14 protein-coding genes are annotated in these 17,118 nt (G+C 59.4%); 9 read left to right on the forward strand and 5 right to left on the reverse strand.

Annotated features, from left to right (window positions below):
• The first annotated feature begins 9 nt into the window (after positions 1–9).
• Positions 10–816, forward strand: a complete 807-nt coding sequence (locus PH562_RS08735; protein WP_113229897.1) for a DUF72 domain-containing protein — start codon at positions 10–12, stop codon at positions 814–816.
• 2 nt (positions 817–818) lie between these two features.
• On the opposite strand, the gene PH562_RS08740 is transcribed toward PH562_RS08735, so the two are convergent.
• Complete coding sequence (locus PH562_RS08740) at positions 819–2,294, reverse strand: NAD(P)H-hydrate dehydratase (RefSeq protein WP_285172692.1); 1,476 nt, start codon at positions 2,292–2,294, stop codon at positions 819–821.
• Positions 2,295–2,642: 348 nt separating this feature from the next.
• Here PH562_RS08740 and PH562_RS08745 point away from each other — a divergent pair, with 348 nt between their 5' ends.
• The 3 genes from PH562_RS08745 (at position 2,643) to hspQ (ending at position 4,993) form a co-directional block, all read left to right on the forward strand.
• Positions 2,643–2,981, forward strand: coding sequence for a P-II family nitrogen regulator (locus PH562_RS08745; protein ID WP_015339877.1), 339 nt, complete (start codon positions 2,643–2,645; stop codon positions 2,979–2,981).
• Between the two features lie 64 nt (positions 2,982–3,045).
• A complete protein-coding gene (gene glnA, locus PH562_RS08750) occupies positions 3,046–4,455 on the forward strand; it encodes a type I glutamate--ammonia ligase (protein WP_113229899.1) in 1,410 nt (469 codons plus the stop codon).
• A 208-nt stretch (positions 4,456–4,663) separates the two neighbouring features.
• The gene (gene hspQ, locus PH562_RS08755; RefSeq protein ID WP_069612159.1) at positions 4,664–4,993 is read left to right on the forward strand and encodes a heat shock protein HspQ; all 330 of its coding nucleotides are present in this window, start codon (positions 4,664–4,666) and stop codon (positions 4,991–4,993) included.
• 150 nt (positions 4,994–5,143) lie between these two features.
• Here the strand turns inward: hspQ and PH562_RS08760 are convergent, their stop codons facing one another.
• Entirely contained in the window at positions 5,144–5,803 is a 660-nt protein-coding gene (locus PH562_RS08760) for an invasion associated locus B family protein (protein WP_047633354.1), read from the reverse strand.
• Between the two features lie 264 nt (positions 5,804–6,067).
• Between PH562_RS08760 and PH562_RS08765 the strand changes: the two genes are divergently transcribed.
• Complete coding sequence (locus PH562_RS08765) at positions 6,068–7,879, forward strand: extracellular solute-binding protein (protein ID WP_285172693.1); 1,812 nt, start codon at positions 6,068–6,070, stop codon at positions 7,877–7,879.
• Between the two features lie 93 nt (positions 7,880–7,972).
• The gene (locus tag PH562_RS08770; RefSeq protein ID WP_285172694.1) at positions 7,973–8,644 is read left to right on the forward strand and encodes a DsbA family oxidoreductase; all 672 of its coding nucleotides are present in this window, start codon (positions 7,973–7,975) and stop codon (positions 8,642–8,644) included.
• 82 nt (positions 8,645–8,726) lie between these two features.
• Here PH562_RS08770 and PH562_RS08775 read toward each other — a convergent pair whose 3' ends face one another.
• A complete protein-coding gene (locus PH562_RS08775; RefSeq protein WP_285172695.1) occupies positions 8,727–9,314 on the reverse strand; it encodes a TetR/AcrR family transcriptional regulator in 588 nt (195 codons plus the stop codon).
• 167 nt (positions 9,315–9,481) lie between these two features.
• On the opposite strand from PH562_RS08775, the gene PH562_RS08780 reads away from it, so the two are divergent.
• On the forward strand, positions 9,482–9,904 hold the full coding sequence (locus PH562_RS08780) for a RidA family protein (protein ID WP_113233459.1): 423 nt from the start codon (positions 9,482–9,484) through the stop codon (positions 9,902–9,904).
• A gap of 152 nt (positions 9,905–10,056) precedes the next feature.
• On the forward strand, positions 10,057–10,971 hold the full coding sequence (gene ubiA, locus PH562_RS08785; protein ID WP_285172696.1) for a 4-hydroxybenzoate octaprenyltransferase: 915 nt from the start codon (positions 10,057–10,059) through the stop codon (positions 10,969–10,971).
• Between the two features lie 48 nt (positions 10,972–11,019).
• Here the strand turns inward: ubiA and mfd are convergent, their stop codons facing one another.
• Complete coding sequence (gene mfd / locus PH562_RS08790) at positions 11,020–14,520, reverse strand: transcription-repair coupling factor (protein ID WP_285172697.1); 3,501 nt, start codon at positions 14,518–14,520, stop codon at positions 11,020–11,022.
• Positions 14,517–14,831, reverse strand: a complete 315-nt coding sequence (locus PH562_RS08795; protein WP_285172698.1) for an FAD assembly factor SdhE — start codon at positions 14,829–14,831, stop codon at positions 14,517–14,519. Before PH562_RS08795 ends, mfd begins: the two co-directional genes overlap by 4 nt.
• 173 nt (positions 14,832–15,004) lie before the next feature.
• Here PH562_RS08795 and recG point away from each other — a divergent pair, with 173 nt between their 5' ends.
• Entirely contained in the window at positions 15,005–17,110 is a 2,106-nt protein-coding gene (gene recG / locus PH562_RS08800; RefSeq protein ID WP_285172699.1) for an ATP-dependent DNA helicase RecG, read from the forward strand.
• Positions 17,111–17,118: the final 8 nt, after the last annotated feature.

Genomic DNA, 17,118 nt, shown 5'->3' on the forward strand with positions numbered 1-17,118 from the left:
GAGGAGAGAATGACCAAAGCGGGCGAAATCCGCACAGGTATCGGCGGATGGACCTTCGAGCCGTGGCGCGGGACTTTCTATCCTGACACGCTGAAACAGAAGGACGAGCTGAATTATGCCAGCCGCCAGCTGAAGGTGATCGAGGTCAACGGCACCTATTACAGTACGCAGAAGCCCGAGGTCTTTGCCAGATGGGCGGCTGACGTGCCTGACGGGTTCATCTTCTCCTTGAAAGCGACCCGTTTCGTCACAAATCGCCGTGTCCTCTCCGAAGCCGGTGAATCCATGCAGAAGTTTCTGGAGTCAGGTATCAGCGAACTCGGTGATCATCTCGGCCCGCTGCTGTGGCAGTTCGCACCGACGAAGAAATTCGATCCGGATGATTTCGAGGCTTTCCTGAAGCTGCTGCCGGCGAAGCAGGATGGTCTTGCACTGAAACACGTCGTGGAAGTCCGGCACGATTCCTTCAAGGTGCCGGAATTCATTGCGCTGCTCGAAAAATACAATGTTGCGCCCGTTTGCGCCGAGCATTTCGAGTATCCGATGATTGCGGATGTCACGGCCGACTTCGTCTATGCCCGCCTGCAGAAGGGATCGGATGATATCGAGACCTGCTATCCGCCGAAGGATCTGAAAGCCTGGGCGGATCGCCTGAAAACATGGGCGAAAGGCAATGTGCCTGATGATCTGCCGCTGATCGATGCAAAACGCAAGGTCAAGGCGGAACCGCGTGATGTCTTCGCCTTCATGATCCATGAGGGCAAGGTAAATGCGCCGCCTGGTGCGATTGCCTTGCAGCAGGAAGTGGCGAAATAGCGCTATAGCGGTTTGACGGCTGCCACCAGGTCTTCGGCGGTCAGCCCTTTGCCTGCCTGTTGGCCGGCAAGACCATGCAGCCAGACACCGGCGGCGGCGGCCTCGAAGGCCGGCGCCCCCTGCGCCATCAGGCCGCCGACAATGCCGGCGAGCACGTCGCCGGAGCCGGCAGTGGCAAGCCAGGGAGGCGCGTTGGCGTTGATCAGTGCCCTGCCGTCCGGAGCGGCGATCACGCTATCGGCACCCTTGTAGATGATGGCGGCATGTGCTCTGGCAGCCGCCGCTCTCGCCTTGTCGATCTTGCTCAGGCTTTCGTCCGCAGCAATATCCGGAAAAAGTCTCGCGAATTCCCCCTCATGGGGCGTCAGCACCAAGCGTGTCTGTCCCTCAGCAAAGGCATCGAACAGCCGTTGCGGCTCGTCGCGAAACGAGGTGATGCCGTCCGCATCCAGTACCAGGTGGCGATCCGCGAGCGCGAGGCAGAATTGCCGCGCCTTCTCGCCGGCGCCGAAGCCCGGCCCAAGAACGAAGGTCGAAAGACGTTTATCGGTAAGCCATTCGCGCAATGAGGTCTCATCAGCGATGGCATGCAGCATGATTGCCGTCAGCGGGCCGGCATTGACATCAAGCGCTTCGGGCGGCGAGGCGATGGTGACGAGCCCTGCCCCAGCCTTTAGCCCGGCCATGGCGGACATGCGCGCGGCACCTGTCGCGTTCGGCCCACCAGAGAAGACGACGAGATGGCCTCGCTTGTATTTGTGCGTCTCGACGCCTGCCGAGGGTATGGCTGCCTGCCACTGTGCCGGCTTGTTTTCGGCGAGCGAGCGGTCGGCATGGGCGCGAACGATGCGGTCGGGAATGCCGATGTCGAAGACCTCCAGCTCTCCGCACAGGCCGCGACCGGGCAAGAGAAGGTGGCCCGGCTTGCGCGTCATGAAGGTCACCGTGCGCGCGGCATGGAAGGCTGCACCGAGAATCTGACCGCTGCGACCATCGAGACCGGACGGAAGATCGACTGAAATCACGGGAATATCCGCAGCCGCGACGCGAGCGATAGTGGCAGCAACGTCATCCGGAACCGGTCGTGAGAGACCCGCGCCGAAGATCGCATCGATGACGACGTCGCCAGCCAGTGGAATAAAGCCCTCGATCGTCTCACCCTCGACCGGGCAATCAGCAAAGGCACTGACAGCATCGCCCTTGAGCCGCCGGGGATCGCCCAGATGGAAAAGCCGCACTTCGGCCCCGGCCTCTTTCAGCCCGCGCGCTGCCACATAGCCGTCGCCGCCATTGTTTCCCGGCCCACAGAGAACGATATATCGGACGGCTCCCGGAAAGTGCCGGAGCGCGACGGCAGCAACCGCCTGCCCTGCCTTCTCCATAAGCCCATAGGAATCAATGCCGGATGCGGCCGCAGCGCGATCGACGGCAGACATGGCATCAGGTGTGAGGAGCAGATCGGCGAGCGGCAACATCATGGCGGATATTATAGATGCGAAATCTGCCTCAAAAACAACCGCTATTGCAGCGACCATTTTGGTCTATAAATATGCATTTGCACAATAATTAAACAATAACATTCAAGGCCTTGCCGAAGCACAAACCTGTCGCGCATGGCTCTTTTTTGCGAAATTTTGCTTATCCCACGCATTTCCGCGCGAAATCGCTTCCATTTTTCCGAAAAATCCTCATCAATTCATCGTCTCGGTGCGAATTCGCCGAGATTTTTTACAGCGGTTCGTCCTCAATTGGCATGCTACGTGCATCACGTTGGCCGAGCGGGGAGTAGTCCTGCTGTATCAGGAGAAGCGGAGAGACATTTTCTCATGAAAAAGATCGAAGCGATCATTAAGCCCTTCAAACTCGACGAAGTGAAGGAAGCCCTTCAGGAAGTCGGTCTGCAGGGCATCACCGTCACGGAAGCGAAGGGCTTCGGTCGTCAGAAGGGCCATACGGAGCTTTACCGTGGCGCCGAATACGTCGTCGACTTCCTGCCGAAGGTGAAGGTCGAAGTTGTACTGGCGGACGAAAATGCGGAAGCGGTGATCGAGGCCATCCGCAAGGCTGCGCAAACAGGCCGTATCGGCGACGGAAAGATTTTCGTTTCCAACGTGGAAGAAGTCATTCGAATCCGCACCGGTGAGACGGGTATCGACGCCATTTAATCTGCCCGGCCCATTCTCGGCCGCGGCTCGTTTAATCGTCATCTAAGTCAAGGGAAGTAATTTAATGACGACCGCAAGCGAAATTTTGAAACAAATCAAGGATAACGACGTCAAGTTCGTCGACCTGCGCTTCACCGATCCGAAGGGCAAGCTGCAGCACCTGACGATGGATATCGTCTGTGTGGACGAGGACATGTTCGCCGATGGCGTCATGTTCGACGGCTCCTCGATTGCCGGTTGGAAGGCCATCAACGAATCCGACATGGTGCTGATGCCCGATCCGGATACGGTTCACATGGACCCGTTCTTCGCGCAGTCCACCATGGTCATCCTCTGCGACATCCTCGATCCGGTCTCCGGCGAAGCCTATAACCGCGATCCGCGCGGCACCGCCAAAAAGGCCGAAGCCTATCTGAAGGCCTCCGGCATCGGCGACACCGCCTTCTTCGGCCCGGAAGCCGAATTCTTCGTCTTCGATGACGTGAAGTACAAGGCCGATCCCTACAACACCGGCTTCAAGCTCGACTCCAGCGAACTGCCGTCCAACGACGACACCGACTATGAGACCGGCAACCTCGGCCACCGTCCGCGCATCAAGGGCGGCTACTTCCCGGTCCCGCCGATCGACAGCTGCCAAGACATGCGCTCCGAAATGCTGACGGTTCTCACCGAAATGGGCGTCGTCGTCGAAAAGCATCACCATGAAGTCGCCGCCGCCCAACACGAGCTCGGCATCAAGTTCGACACGCTGGTGCGCAACGCCGATAAGATGCAGATCTATAAGTATGTGGTGCATCAGGTCGCCAATGCCTACGGCAAGACGGCAACCTTCATGCCGAAGCCGATCTTCGGCGACAACGGCTCGGGCATGCACGTTCACCAGTCGATTTGGAAGGGCGGCAAGCCGACCTTCGCCGGCGACGAATATGCAGGTCTGTCCGAGAGCTGCCTCTATTACATCGGCGGCATCATCAAACATGCCAAGGCGATCAATGCCTTCACCAACCCGTCGACGAACTCCTACAAGCGTCTCGTCCCAGGCTATGAAGCTCCGGTTCTGCTTGCCTATTCGGCTCGCAACCGTTCCGCCTCCTGCCGCATTCCGTTCGGCTCGAACCCGAAGGCAAAGCGCGTCGAAGTCCGCTTCCCTGACCCGACCGCCAACCCCTACCTCGGTTTCGCCGCCATGCTGATGGCCGGCCTCGATGGCATCAAGAACAAGATCCATCCCGGCAAGGCCATGGACAAGGATCTCTACGATCTGCCGCCGAAGGAGCTGAAGAAGATCCCGACTGTGTGCGGCTCGCTGCGCGAAGCGCTGGAAAGCCTGGACAAGGACCGCAAGTTCCTCACCGCCGGCGGCGTCTTCGACGACGATCAGATCGATGCCTTCATCGAACTGAAGATGCAGGAAGTCATGCGCTTCGAAATGACCCCGCATCCGGTCGAATACGACATGTACTATTCGGTCTGATACAAGTTGCGAAAGCCCCGGCCTTGCCGGGGCTTTCTTCATAATGAGGAAGCCGGTGGCAGGCGTCCCTCCAAATATCGTCTTCACATTGAGCTGTTGCTCGGAGTAGAACCGAGCCGAATGTGACAGTTCAATGAAGGAATGGGGGCAAAATCCTTGATATCAGTGGTGAAAGTCACCACATGATTGCTTGAAAGGAAGTCGTGCCATGAAACAACGAAACGCAAAATTCAATATTGGCGACGTGGTTCGACACCGGATGTTCCCCTTCCGCGGTGTCATCTTCGATGTCGATCCGGAATTCGCAAATACAGAGGAATGGTGGAATTCCATTCCCGCGGAAGTGCGCCCCGATAAGGACCAGCCCTTCTATCACCTTCTCGCCGAAAACGACGAGACGGAATATGTCGCATACGTATCGGAGCAGAACCTCATCAACGATGAGAGCGGCGTTCCACTGCGCAATCCGCAGGTCGCTCAGATCTTCGACCAGGCCCCGACCGGGCAGCTCAAGCCCAAGATGAGCTTTGCCCATTAAACGCGGGTAAAATATATCCTATTCCAAAAGGAAGGCGCTCCCAACGCCTTCCTTTTTTTTTGGCTTCCGAACATCCTATTTCGCCATTAGCTCAAAGAAAAAGCCCGGATCGCTCCGGGCTTTTTCTCATGAAACCAGACTATCGTCAGCTTACTGCTGCTTGGCAGCCTTCTGCGCGTCTTCGAGCTTCTTGCGTGCTTCTTCGGCCTTCTTCTGCATGCTGTCCTGCAGGCTCTTCTGGCTTTCGGCAAGCTTGCTGTCGGAGATCGCCGGGCCGTCGAAAGCGGCGCCGAAGCCGGTCAGCGAGATCTTGATCGGGTTCGGAGCGCGACGGAAGTTCACCGAGGTGAAGGTGACGTCGGTACCCTTCTTCAGCGAAGCGATCATCGCGTCCGTGACGGGGACTTCCGCGGTGCATTTGTCTGGAAGGCAGACGGCGTAATCGAGCTTCTGGCCCTTGCCGCCATCGACCTGCATGGTGATGCCAGGCGGGATGAGGCGAGCTGTCGGAACGGAGATCTGCAGGATCTTGCGGTTGACCTTGCCGTCGACGGAGATGAGGCCGACAGCCGTCACGAGCTGGCCGTTGTTGGCCATGATCAGGTTCTGCACGATGCAGATATCGGCATCGTCCTGCTTGGTGCAGGTCTTGTACCAGCCCAGACGCGGCTGGTTGGGGTCACCACCGCCATCGGCCGGAGCTGCGTTGGACGCATCCTGCGCGAAAGCGGCAGCCGGCATGGCCGCGCCAATCATGAGAGCCAGAGCAGAGAGACCTGCCCGCATTTTGTTGTCAGTCTTGAACATCATAGCGAAACCGCCTCCTGAAATCCGCTTCGGGACGACAGCGCGCCGTCCCATGCAATTCGGGTCAAACCGTCGTCCACCTGTCGAATGAATAAGGCAAATACATGACCCGAGAAACCCGGCACCCCTGTTACATCGCACTGGCACGGATATCCAGCTTTTCTTTGGCCTTTTCCGCCAAGTCCTAAGATTTCCGCAGTCGCGTGTTGAATTCGGCACGCTCGTGATAATGTTCGGCCGAATCGTACCCTTCCCGGAAAGGATGCCATGCAAGCGCTCCGGATCGCTGCCTTCCTGTTCTTCGCAACCTTGTGCAACGCCGCGGCGGCTCAGCCGCTTTACGGCATCGCCATGCACGGAGATCCGGCGTTGCCGGCAGACTACAAGCATTTCCCTTACGTCAATCCGGATGTCAAAAAGGGCGGCCGCGTCAGCTATGGCGTCGTCGGCACTTTCGACAATCTCAATCCCTTCATCCTGAAAAGCATGCGCACGACCGCACGCGGTATGTGGGACCCGGAATACGGCAATCTCCTCTACGAGTCGCTGATGGTGCGTTCGCGCGACGAGCCCTTCACCCTTTACGGTTTGCTGGCGCAGACGGTCGAATGGGACGAAAGCAGGAGTTTCATCCGATTCAACCTCAATCCCGATGCCAAATGGTCGGACGGGCAGCCCGTAACGCCGGAAGATGTGATCTTCACATTCCAGTTGCTGCGCGACAAAGGTCGCGTGCCATTTTCATCCTGGCTTGAGGCCATCGACGGCATGGAAAAAGTCGGCGAGCGCAGCGTACTGATCCGCTTCAACGCGAAGGCCAATCGCGAAACGCCGCTGATCATCGCCTCGTCGCTGCCGATTCTGCCGAAGCACGCCGTCGATCCCGATGGTTTCGACCAGACTTCGCTTCGTATTCCCGTCGGTTCCGGCCCCTACAGGATCAAAAGTATCGATCCCGGCCAGCGCATCGTCTTCGAGCGCCGTAACGATTATTGGGGAAAGAACCTCCCGTCAAAAATCGGCATCGACAATTATGATGAGATCGCCGTCAATTATTTCCTGCAGGACACCACTCTGTTCGAAGCCTTCAAGAAAGGCGATGTCGATATCTATCCGGACGGTAGCCCCAGTCATTGGCAGCAGGCTTATAATTTCCCGGCAGTAACCTCCGGCGTCATCGTCAAGGAGACCTTCAGGCCGAAAACGCCAAGCGGCATGCTCGGTTTCGTCTTCAATACGCGGCGGTCGATGTTTGCCGACAAGAATGTGCGCAAGGGACTGACGCTTGCCTTCGATTTCGAATGGATGAACCGCAATCTCTACTCGGGCGCCTACCAGCGCACGCAGAGCTATTGGCAGAATTCTGATCTTTCATCCTTCGGTGTTCCTGCGGATGCACATGAACTCGCGATGTTGGGTCCGATCAAGGACCGCATCGATCCAGACGTGCTCGACGGCACCTATAAGCTACCCGTCAGCGATGGTTCCGGACGCGACCGCAAGATCTTGCGCAGGGCGGTAGCGCTGCTGAAGGAGGGTGGCTATACGATCCGCGGCGAGAAGATGGTCGATAAGAGCGGTCGGCAACTCAGCTTCGAGATATTGACGCAGAATGCAGACCAGGAGCGCATCGCGATCCCTTACCGACGGTCTCTGGAACTGCTTGGCATCGCGGTGACGATTCGTACGGTCGACGATTCGCAGTATCAGCTCCGGACGATCAACTACGACTACGACATGATCATCAAATCCTACCCCTCGTCGTTGTCGCCGGGAATCGAACAGGTGGCGCGATGGGGTTCCGCCGCCGCGAAAATGCCAGGCAGCTTCAACTTTGCCCTCGTCGAAGATCCCGACGTAGATACGTTGATATCGCATTTCCTGACCGCACACTCAGCCGAGGATTTTCGCGACGCCGTGCGTTCGTTCGATCGGATGCTGATCTCCGGCTATTATCTTGTGCCGCTCTATCATGTCGACCAGCAATGGGCTGCGCGGCGCAGCCGTATCGACCATCCCGCGGCTTTGCCGCTCTATGGCTACTATTTACCCGCGTGGTGGGACGCCTCGGCGCAATAGCATCGCAATGGTTCCCTTTCGGTAACCGGTTGAAGCCATCGGTGCAAAGGCCTAGATGGAGGAGAACAGCCCGAAAACCGAAAGGATGAAACCATGGAACGCATCACGATCGACATCGTCTCGGACGTCGTCTGCCCATGGTGCTATCTCGGCAAGGCCCGCCTGGAGCTGGCGATTGCCGAGGTACAGGACGAAGTAGGCGTCGACCTCAACTGGCGGCCCTATCGGCTCAATCCCGACTATCCGCCCGAAGGCGTCGACCAGAAAAAGGCGCTCGAGCAGAAGCTTGGCGGCGCGGAACGCGTGGCGCAGGGCCACAAGATGCTCACCGAGCTCGGCCGGGAAGTAGGCATCAAGTTCGATTTCGACGCCATCAAGATCGGTCCGAACACGCTCGACGCCCATCGCCTCATCCATTGGTCCGTCACCGAAAGCCGCGAAAAGCAGGACAAGGTGGTGGATGCACTCTTCAAGGCGAATTTCGAACAAGGCCGCAATGTCGGCGATCACGCCGTGCTGCTCGACATTGCCGAAGAAGCGGGGCTCGACCGCTCGGTCATATCAACGCTGCTGGCCTCGGATGCGGATCGCGATCTGATCATCGGCGAAATTGACGCCGCACAGAAGATCGGCGTCAACGGAGTGCCCTTCTTCATCTTCGACCAGCAATATGCGGTCAGCGGCGCCCAGACGCCGGATGTGCTCGCCGGTGCACTGCGCGACATCGCCAAGATGAAGGCGGAAGCGCGCGCGGGAATGAACTAAGCGGATTCTCCGCTTTCTCGATTGTAGCCGCAAGGGCTTCCGCGAATCGCCGATCGCGGAAGCAGTTGAGCCATAACCGGCATCAGGTCTTTGCCAGCAATCCCGAAGCCATCGCCCGGAAGGCCTCTATCGCTTTGGGCAGCACTTCCGCCGGGTCATCGCTGGCAGCAACCCAAAGAGCGGCATTCAGCGCTGCGCCGGAAATAAGCCGGGCTGCCGCCTCGGCATCGACCGGCTTGACCACCTCTTGTTCCAGAAGCTTTGCCACTGTCTGCCGGGTCCCCGCGAGACAGCTGTTCTGGCTGGGCCATTTCGAGGGATCGCCGAGCACTGCCGGGCCGTCAAGCAAGACGATGCGCTGCACTTCTGGATCGAGCGCCATCTTGATATAGGCCTCCCCCTCCGCAAGCAGACCTTGCCAGTCACCGTCCGCCTGTGCGCCGATCTCCTTCGCCCGCAACGCCATTTCATTGTCGATCTGATCGACGACAGCGGCGAGCAATCCACGCTTGTCGCCGAAATTATGATAGAGCGCGCCCCTCGTCAGGCCGACATCCGCCGTCAATTCATCCATCGAAGCCGCCGCAAATCCTTTCTCCGCGAAGGCTTTCCGCGCGGCGGCAATCAGCTTGTTACGATTTTCTTCCATCGTTTCCAGGCGTTTTGCCATATTAGCCTCAATTTCACATACGCTTCGTATTTGAAATATTGACATACGCAGCGCATATGAATATTTCACATACACGCCGTATATCAAGTCAGACGGCGGATTGGAAGCCTCGCGCCAGCTTGCGTCCTTCCCATCTTTTCACGTCAACACGAATGAGAGCCGATACCATGACGACACGTAACGCAATCTTCCCGAAGAACAGGCATGCGCTTTATGAGGAGCATGGCTATTCCGCTGCAATCCGCTCCGGCGATCTGCTGTTTGTCTCCGGCCAGGTCGGCAGCCGCGCCGACGGAAGCCCGGAGCCGGATTTCGAGAAGCAGGTTCAGCTCGCCTTCGACAATCTGAAAACAACCCTGGAAGCCGCAGGCTGCACCTTCGATGACATCATCGATGTCACCACGTTCCACACCGATCCGGAGCGGCAGTTCGGCGCTATCATGACCGTCAAGAACCAGATCTTCACCGAAAAGCCCTATCCGAACTGGACGGCGATCGGCGTCAACTGGCTGGCGGGCTTCGATTTCGAAATCAAAGTCATCGCGCGTATTCCGGATGTTGGGGAGATGCGCGAGCCGCAGGCGGCTTGAGGATATGATCAGATTTCAGCCCGCGGCGGAAAATGACCGTCGCGGGCTGGGCGTGGCCCTCAAAGCTAAATTTACGCGGCCGCGCTTCAAGCCGTTGCGAGATGTGCGGAAGTCGCTAATTTTCTTTGTCGATGAAACTGCGGATTTCGATGATGAACGTTTTCACCCGCCCCGATCTGAGCGATATAACACTGGGCGACTGGGTGGATCGCCGCTTGCCTGCGGCGGTGAGACCCTACACGCGACTTGCACGGCTGGATCGGTCCGTTGGCATTTGGCTCACGCTTTTTCCCTGCTGGGCAGCGCTCATTCAAGCCTCAGACGGTTTTCCAGATCTCAGACAGCTGGCCATCTTCTCGCTGGGCGCATTGCTGATGAGAAGCGCAGGCTCGACTGTCAACGACATTGCAGATCGGAAATTCGACGGCCATGTCGAGCGAACCCGCTTCCGCCCCTTGGCCAGCGGACAGATCGGCGTGCGGCAGGCCGTGCTGTTTCTTGTCGCTGAACTGGCACTGGCCGCCTCGCTGTTATTCTTTCTGACGCCTTGGACGCGCCTCGTCGCGATCAGTGTCTTGCCGCTCGTGTTTGTTTATCCGCTCTGCAAGCGTTTCACATATTGGCCCCAAGCCATTCTTGGTGCGGCATTCAATTGGGGAATGCTGATGGCCTGGTCGGAAGTCACAGGCGCGATTCCCCTCGGTGCGGTTCTGATGTGGCTTGGAGCTATCGCCTGGCAGATCGGATACGATACCGTCTATGCTTATGTCGACGTTCGCGACGATGCGCGACTGGGCTTGAAATCGACCGCCATCCTATTCGGCAACCGCGGCAAAGCATGTATCGGCCTGTTCTATGCCATTGCCATCGTGGCATGGTCCGCCGGCGGGTGGCTGACGGGCATGTCATTACCTTATGCGACAGGAATGCTTGTCATCGCCGCGCATCTCGGCTGGCAGACTTGGCGCCTGGATCTTTTACGCCCAGAGATCAGCTACCAGCTGTTTCTAGCGAATATTCTAACGGGTATGTTGCTGGCCGCAGCGGCCTTTGCCGGAACTCTGTAAGCCGCGCCAAAAGGAAGAGATCCGGATTTTCAGCTCAGAGCCCACCTTCTATTTCGCCAATTCCGCCAGTTGCGTCATGACCACAGCCGCCCCCTGCAGCCGCTTTTCCGGCGTCGGCAAGTCGCGCGTCAGGAACACGCTGTGGTCGGGGCGGATTTTGGCCATCGTGCCCTGCTTGGCGATATAGCCGACGAGGTTGGCAGGGTTCGGGAATTCCTTATTGCGGAACTGCACGACCACGCCCTTCGGGCCGGCGTCCAGCTTCTCGACATTGGCGATGCGGCAGAGCGACTTGATGTAGACGATCTTGAGGAGGTGTTGCACCTCTATCGGCAACGGGCCGAACCGGTCGATCATCTCGGCACCGAAACTATCGATTTCCTTCAGCTCGGTAATCTCGCCGAGGCGGCGATAGAGCGCCATGCGCAGATGCAGGTCGGGCACGTAGTCGTCGGGGATCATGACAGGCGTGCCGACGGAGATCTGCGGCGACCAGCCGGTATCCTGGATTTCGTCGACGCCCTTAACCTCGGCGACCGCCTCCTCGAGCATCTGCTGGTAGAGCTCGAAGCCGACTTCCTTGATGTGACCGGATTGCTCCTCGCCCAGCAGATTGCCGGCGCCGCGGATATCGAGATCGTGGCTTGCCAGCTGGAAGCCGGCGCCGAGCGTATCCAGCGACTGCAGCACCTTGAGCCGGCGCTCCGCCGTCGTGGTCAGCACCTTGTTGACGGGCAGCGTGAAGAGCGCAAAGGCGCGCACCTTGGAGCGGCCGACGCGGCCGCGGAGCTGGTAGAGCTGAGCAAGGCCGAACATGTCAGCGCGGTGAACGATGAGCGTATTGGCCGTCGGCACGTCGAGGCCGGATTCGACGATGGTCGTCGACAGCAGCACATCATAGCGGCCTTCATAGAAGGCGTTCATGATGTCTTCCAGCTCGCCGGCCGGCATCTGGCCATGGGCGACGGCCACTTTCAGCTCCGGCACATCCGACTGCAGGAAGGCGTGGATATCGGCGAGATCGGCCAGACGCGGACAGACATAGAAGCTTTGCCCACCGCGATAATGCTCGCGCATCAGCGTTTCGCGAATCACAAGGGAATCGAAAGGGGAAATGAAGGTGCGCACCGCCATGCGGTCGACCGGCGGCGTGGTGATGAGCGACAGTTCGCGTACACCGGTCATCGCAAGCTGCAAGGTGCGCGGGATCGGCGTCGCCGACAGCGTCAGCACATGCACGTCGCTCTTCAGCTCCTTCAGGCGCTCCTTGTGCTTGACGCCGAAATGCTGCTCCTCATCGATGACGAGCAGGCCGAGATTGGCGAACTTGATGCCGGCGCCGAGGAGCGCGTGGGTGCCGACAACAATATCGGTCTTGCCCTCGGCAACTTCCTTCTTGGTAAGCGCCAGTTCCTTGGAACCGACCAGACGAGATGCCTGCTGTATGCGGATCGGCAGACCGCGGAAGCGCTCGGAGAAGGTCTTGAAATGCTGGCGCGAAAGCAGCGTCGTCGGCACAACGACGGCGACCTGCACGCCGTTCATGGCAGCGACAAAGGCTGCACGCAGCGCCACTTCGGTCTTGCCGAAGCCGACGTCGCCGCAGACGAGGCGATCCATCGGCCGACCGGCGCCGAGATCCTCGCGCACCGCCTCGATGGCGTTCATCTGGTCGTCGGTCTCGTCATAAGGGAAGCGCGCGGCAAACTCGTCATAGAGACCATCCGGCGTACTGAGCACCGGCGCGTGGCGCGTCAGGCGTTCGGCCGCGACGCGGATCAAGTCACCAGCGATATCCAAAAGGCGCTTCTTGAGCTTCGCCTTGCGCATCTGCCATGCGCCGCCGCCGAGCTTGTCGAGCTGCGCCTCAGTGCCCTCGCCGCCAAAGCGCGAGAGCAGATCGATGTTTTCGACCGGCAGGAACAGCTTGGCATCGTCGGCATATTGCAGTTCAAGACAGGCGTGTGGCGCGCCGGCTGCTTCGATGGTCCTGAGGCCAACGAAACGGCCGATACCGTGCTCGGCATGAACGACGATCGAACCTTCGTCTAGGCCCGCCACTTCCGAGATGAAATCGGCAGCGCGCTTGCGACGCTTAGAGCGGCGCACCATGCGGTCGCCGAGAATATCCTGCTCGCCGATAACGATCAGATCGCCGGCTTCGAAACCGGCTTCGAGGCTGAGCACTGCCGCGGCCGCCTCGCCTTTCGCCAGACCGCCAAGGTCCTTGAAGGCCTCGATCGTCTTGACGCGCGCCAGCCCGTGTTCGGAGAGCACCTGCAGGAGCCGGTCGAGCGAGCCTTCCGTCCAGGCCGAAATCAGCACCTTGCCGCCCGCCGCCCGCTTGTCGGCAATATGCTTGACAACCGCATCGAAGACGTTGACGCGCTCGCTATCGGCTGTGTCAGTCGCTGACCGCGCCCAGCGCGGGCCCTGACGGGCATCAAGCTCGATGACGCGGCGCGCCTCGCCCTCGTGCTCGTTGAAGGGCGAGATACGAATGGCGCCGAAGGCATCGAGCGCATTGCCGAAAGCCTTGCCATCGAGATAGAGCTGGCCGGGCGTTACTGGCTTATAGGGCGTGCCCTGTGCCATCTGCCCCTTGGCCTGCTGGCCGGATTGAAGGCGGGCGTCGTAATAGTCGAAGACGAGCTTGGAGCGCTCCTCTGCCGCCTCGCGCACGGTGTGATCCATCACCAGCCGGAAGCCCTTGAGATAGTCGAAAACCGTCTCGAGCTTCTCATAGAAGAGCGGAAGCCAATGTTCCATGCCGGCATAGCGGCGACCTTCGGACACGGCGACATAAAGCGCATCGTCACGCGTAGCAGCGCCGAAGGCGGAGAGATAATTCTTGCGGAAACGGCTGATCGTATCCGGCGTCAGCGTCACTTCGCTCATCGGATTGAGATCAAGCGAACGCACCTGCCCTGTCGTGCGCTGGCTTGCCGGATCGAAGCTGCGGATGCTCTCCAGCGTATCGCCGAAAAAATCCAGGCGCACCGGCTCTTCCGTGCCTGGAACGAAGACGTCGAGAATGCCGCCGCGAACGGCGTATTCGCCGACCTCACGCACGGTTGCGACACGATCGAAACCGTTGCGTTCCAGACGGGCCGCGATATCGTCCATCCGGACCTGGTTACCCGGTCGGGCAGAAAAAGCCAGGCTTTCGATGATGTCCTGCGGTGCCACCTTCTGCAGCATGGCGTTGACGGTCACCAGCACGATCGCCGCATGTGGCTTGCGATGATGCGCGATCAGGCCGGACAAAGCCGCCAGGCGCCGGGCCGAGGTGTCGGAGCTTGGGGAAACACGGTCATAGGGAAGGCAATCCCAGGCAGGCAGAGTAAGCACCGGAATTTCAGGCGCGATGAAGCCGAGCATCTGTTCGACATCGGCCATGTGCTGCCCGTCGGACATGACATAGGCAACCGGCTGGCCGGCCTTTGCCATTTCGGCAATCAGGAACGGCTCCAGACCGGCGGGGACATGACCGATCGTCATCGGCTCGCTTGCGGCGAGCAGCTTCTTCGCGTCGAAACCGGGGATCATTTCGTTAATCCGAACCTTTCGGCGATCTCTTCGAAATCGGGCTTGTAGGATGCCAGGCGCTCAAAGAGCGGCGTCTGCAGATGCTGCGGCGTCGGTTGACTGCCCAGAATCCACTTGAGGAGATCATTGTCCTCTTCGGCCATAATGCGCTCGAGCTCATCCAGTTCAGCTTCAGCGAGGCCCGGCAGCTCATTATCGGCAAACTGGCCGAAGACCAGATCCATCTCGCGGATGCCGCGATGCCAGCAACGGAAAAGGATGCGCCGACGGCGAGGATCGAGATCGGCACTGCTGAGGGTCAGCCCAGTCATCAAAAACACCTTTATGTTGATGCGTCTCTATAAAACCAGCGCTCACAGGTGGGAACCGGTTTTTCAGAAAAAAGCGCCTGCATTGCAATTTTCCGGGGAGTGCTGACCTCAAAGAGATCGAGTTATCCGCTGCCCCTTGCCAAATGCGCCCTGCCCGTCGCATTTTGCCGGCCATGCGTCCCGCTATCCTCGACCCGCTGTTTGCCTCCATCTCCTCGCTATCAGGCGTCGGGCCGAAGGCATCCGAGCTATTGGTGAAGCTGCTCGATCGCGAGACAATCGACGATTGCCGCGTCATCGACCTTATTTTCCACGCGCCGCATTCCATCATCGACCGGCGCGAACAGCCTGGCATCGCCCGAGCGCCGCAGGGCGCCATCGTCACCATCACCGGGCGCGTCGATCGCCACCAGCCGCCGCCCAACCCGCGCAGCAACGTGCCCTACCGTGTCTATCTGCACGACGAAACGGGGGAACTGGCGCTGGTCTTTTTTCGCGGCAAGGCGCAATGGCTCGAAAAGCAGCTGCCGATCGACGAGACCGTTACCGTCAGCGGCAAGGTCGACTGGTTCAACGGCCGACCGTCCATGGTGCATCCGGATTATATCATGCGCGAGAGCGCGGCGGAAAACCTGCCGCTGGTCGAACCCGTCTATCCGCTAACCGCCGGGCTTACGCCGAAGTTCCTGCGCAAGACGATCGAGGCGGCGCTGCCGCGCATTCCGCAGCTGCCCGAGTGGGATGATATCGCCCTGACGCAGAAGCAGGGCTTTCCCTCGATCTCCGATGCCTTCCACATGCTGCATGCGCCGAGAGATGCGGCCGATATCGATCCGCAATCTCCCGCGCGCCGCCGGCTGGCCTATGACGAATTCCTGGCGGGGCAATTATCGCTTTCGCTGGTGCGCCAAAGGCTGCGCAAGGTTGCGGGGCAGCCGGTGCACGCTACTGGAGAAATCAGCAACAAGATACTGGAATCTCTTCCTTTCTCGATGACGAATAGCCAACGTGATGCGATTGCCGATATTCTCAAAGATATGGCCGGCACCGAGCGCATGCTTCGGCTCCTACAGGGCGATGTCGGCGCGGGCAAGACGCTGGTGGCGCTGATGGCAATCGCTGCCGTGATCGAAAGCGGTGGCCAGGCCGTGCTCATGGCGCCGACCGAAATCCTTGCCCGACAACACTTTGCTACGATTTCAAAATTTGCAGCAAGCGCAAACCTTTCCGTCGAAGTTCTCACAGGCCGCACGAAGGGTCGCGAACGCGATGCGATCCTGGAGCGCATCGCTTCCGGCGAGGCACAGATCATCATCGGCACGCACGCTTTGTTTCAGGATAGCGTCGCCTATGCCAATCTGATGCTGGCTGTCGTCGATGAGCAACACCGCTTCGGCGTCCACCAGCGCCTGCGCCTGACCGCAAAGGGCATTTCGCCCCATATGCTCGTCATGACCGCCACGCCCATTCCCCGAACGCTGGTGCTGGCCGCCTTCGGCGATATGGATGTTTCTAAGCTCACCGAGAAGCCGGCGGGCCGAAAGCCGATCCAGACGATCACCATTCCGAATGAACGGACCGGCGACATAGTCGGCCGCCTGAAAAGTGCACTGTCCGAAGGTAAAAAAGCCTATTGGATATGTCCACTTGTGGAGGAGTCCGAAGAATCCGATTTAATGTCGGTCGAGGAGCGCCATGAGACATTGGCCAAGGCGCTCGGCCCCGGCATCGGCCTTATTCATGGCCGCATGAGTGGCCCGGAAAAAGACGCTGTGATGATGGCCTTCAAGAATGGCGAGATCCGCCTGCTGGTGGCCACGACGGTCGTCGAAGTCGGTGTCGACGTGCCGGATGCGACGATCATGGTCATCGAACATGCCGAGCGCTTCGGCCTGGCGCAGCTTCACCAGTTGCGCGGCCGCGTCGGACGCGGCGACGAAGCCTCCACCTGCATTCTGCTCTACAAAGGGCCTCTCGGCGAAACCGGGCATGCGCGGCTGTCCATCATGCGCGAGACAGAAGACGGATTCCGTATTGCCGAGGAGGATTTGAAGCTGCGTGGCGAAGGTGAGCTTCTGGGAACGCGCCAGTCCGGTACGCCAGGCTTCCGCATTGCCAGCCTCGAGGCTCATGCAGATCTTCTGGAAATCGCCCGCAAAGACGCTGCCTACCTGATCGAGCGCGATCCAGAGCTTATGAGCGAGCGCGGCGCAGCGGTTCGCACCCTGCTCTATCTCTTCCGCCGCGACGAGGCGATCCGCTTCCTGCGAGCGGGGTAAGCGGATGG

The sequence above is a fragment of the Rhizobium centroccidentale genome, assembly GCF_030182565.1.
Classification (GTDB): domain Bacteria; phylum Pseudomonadota; class Alphaproteobacteria; order Rhizobiales; family Rhizobiaceae; genus Rhizobium.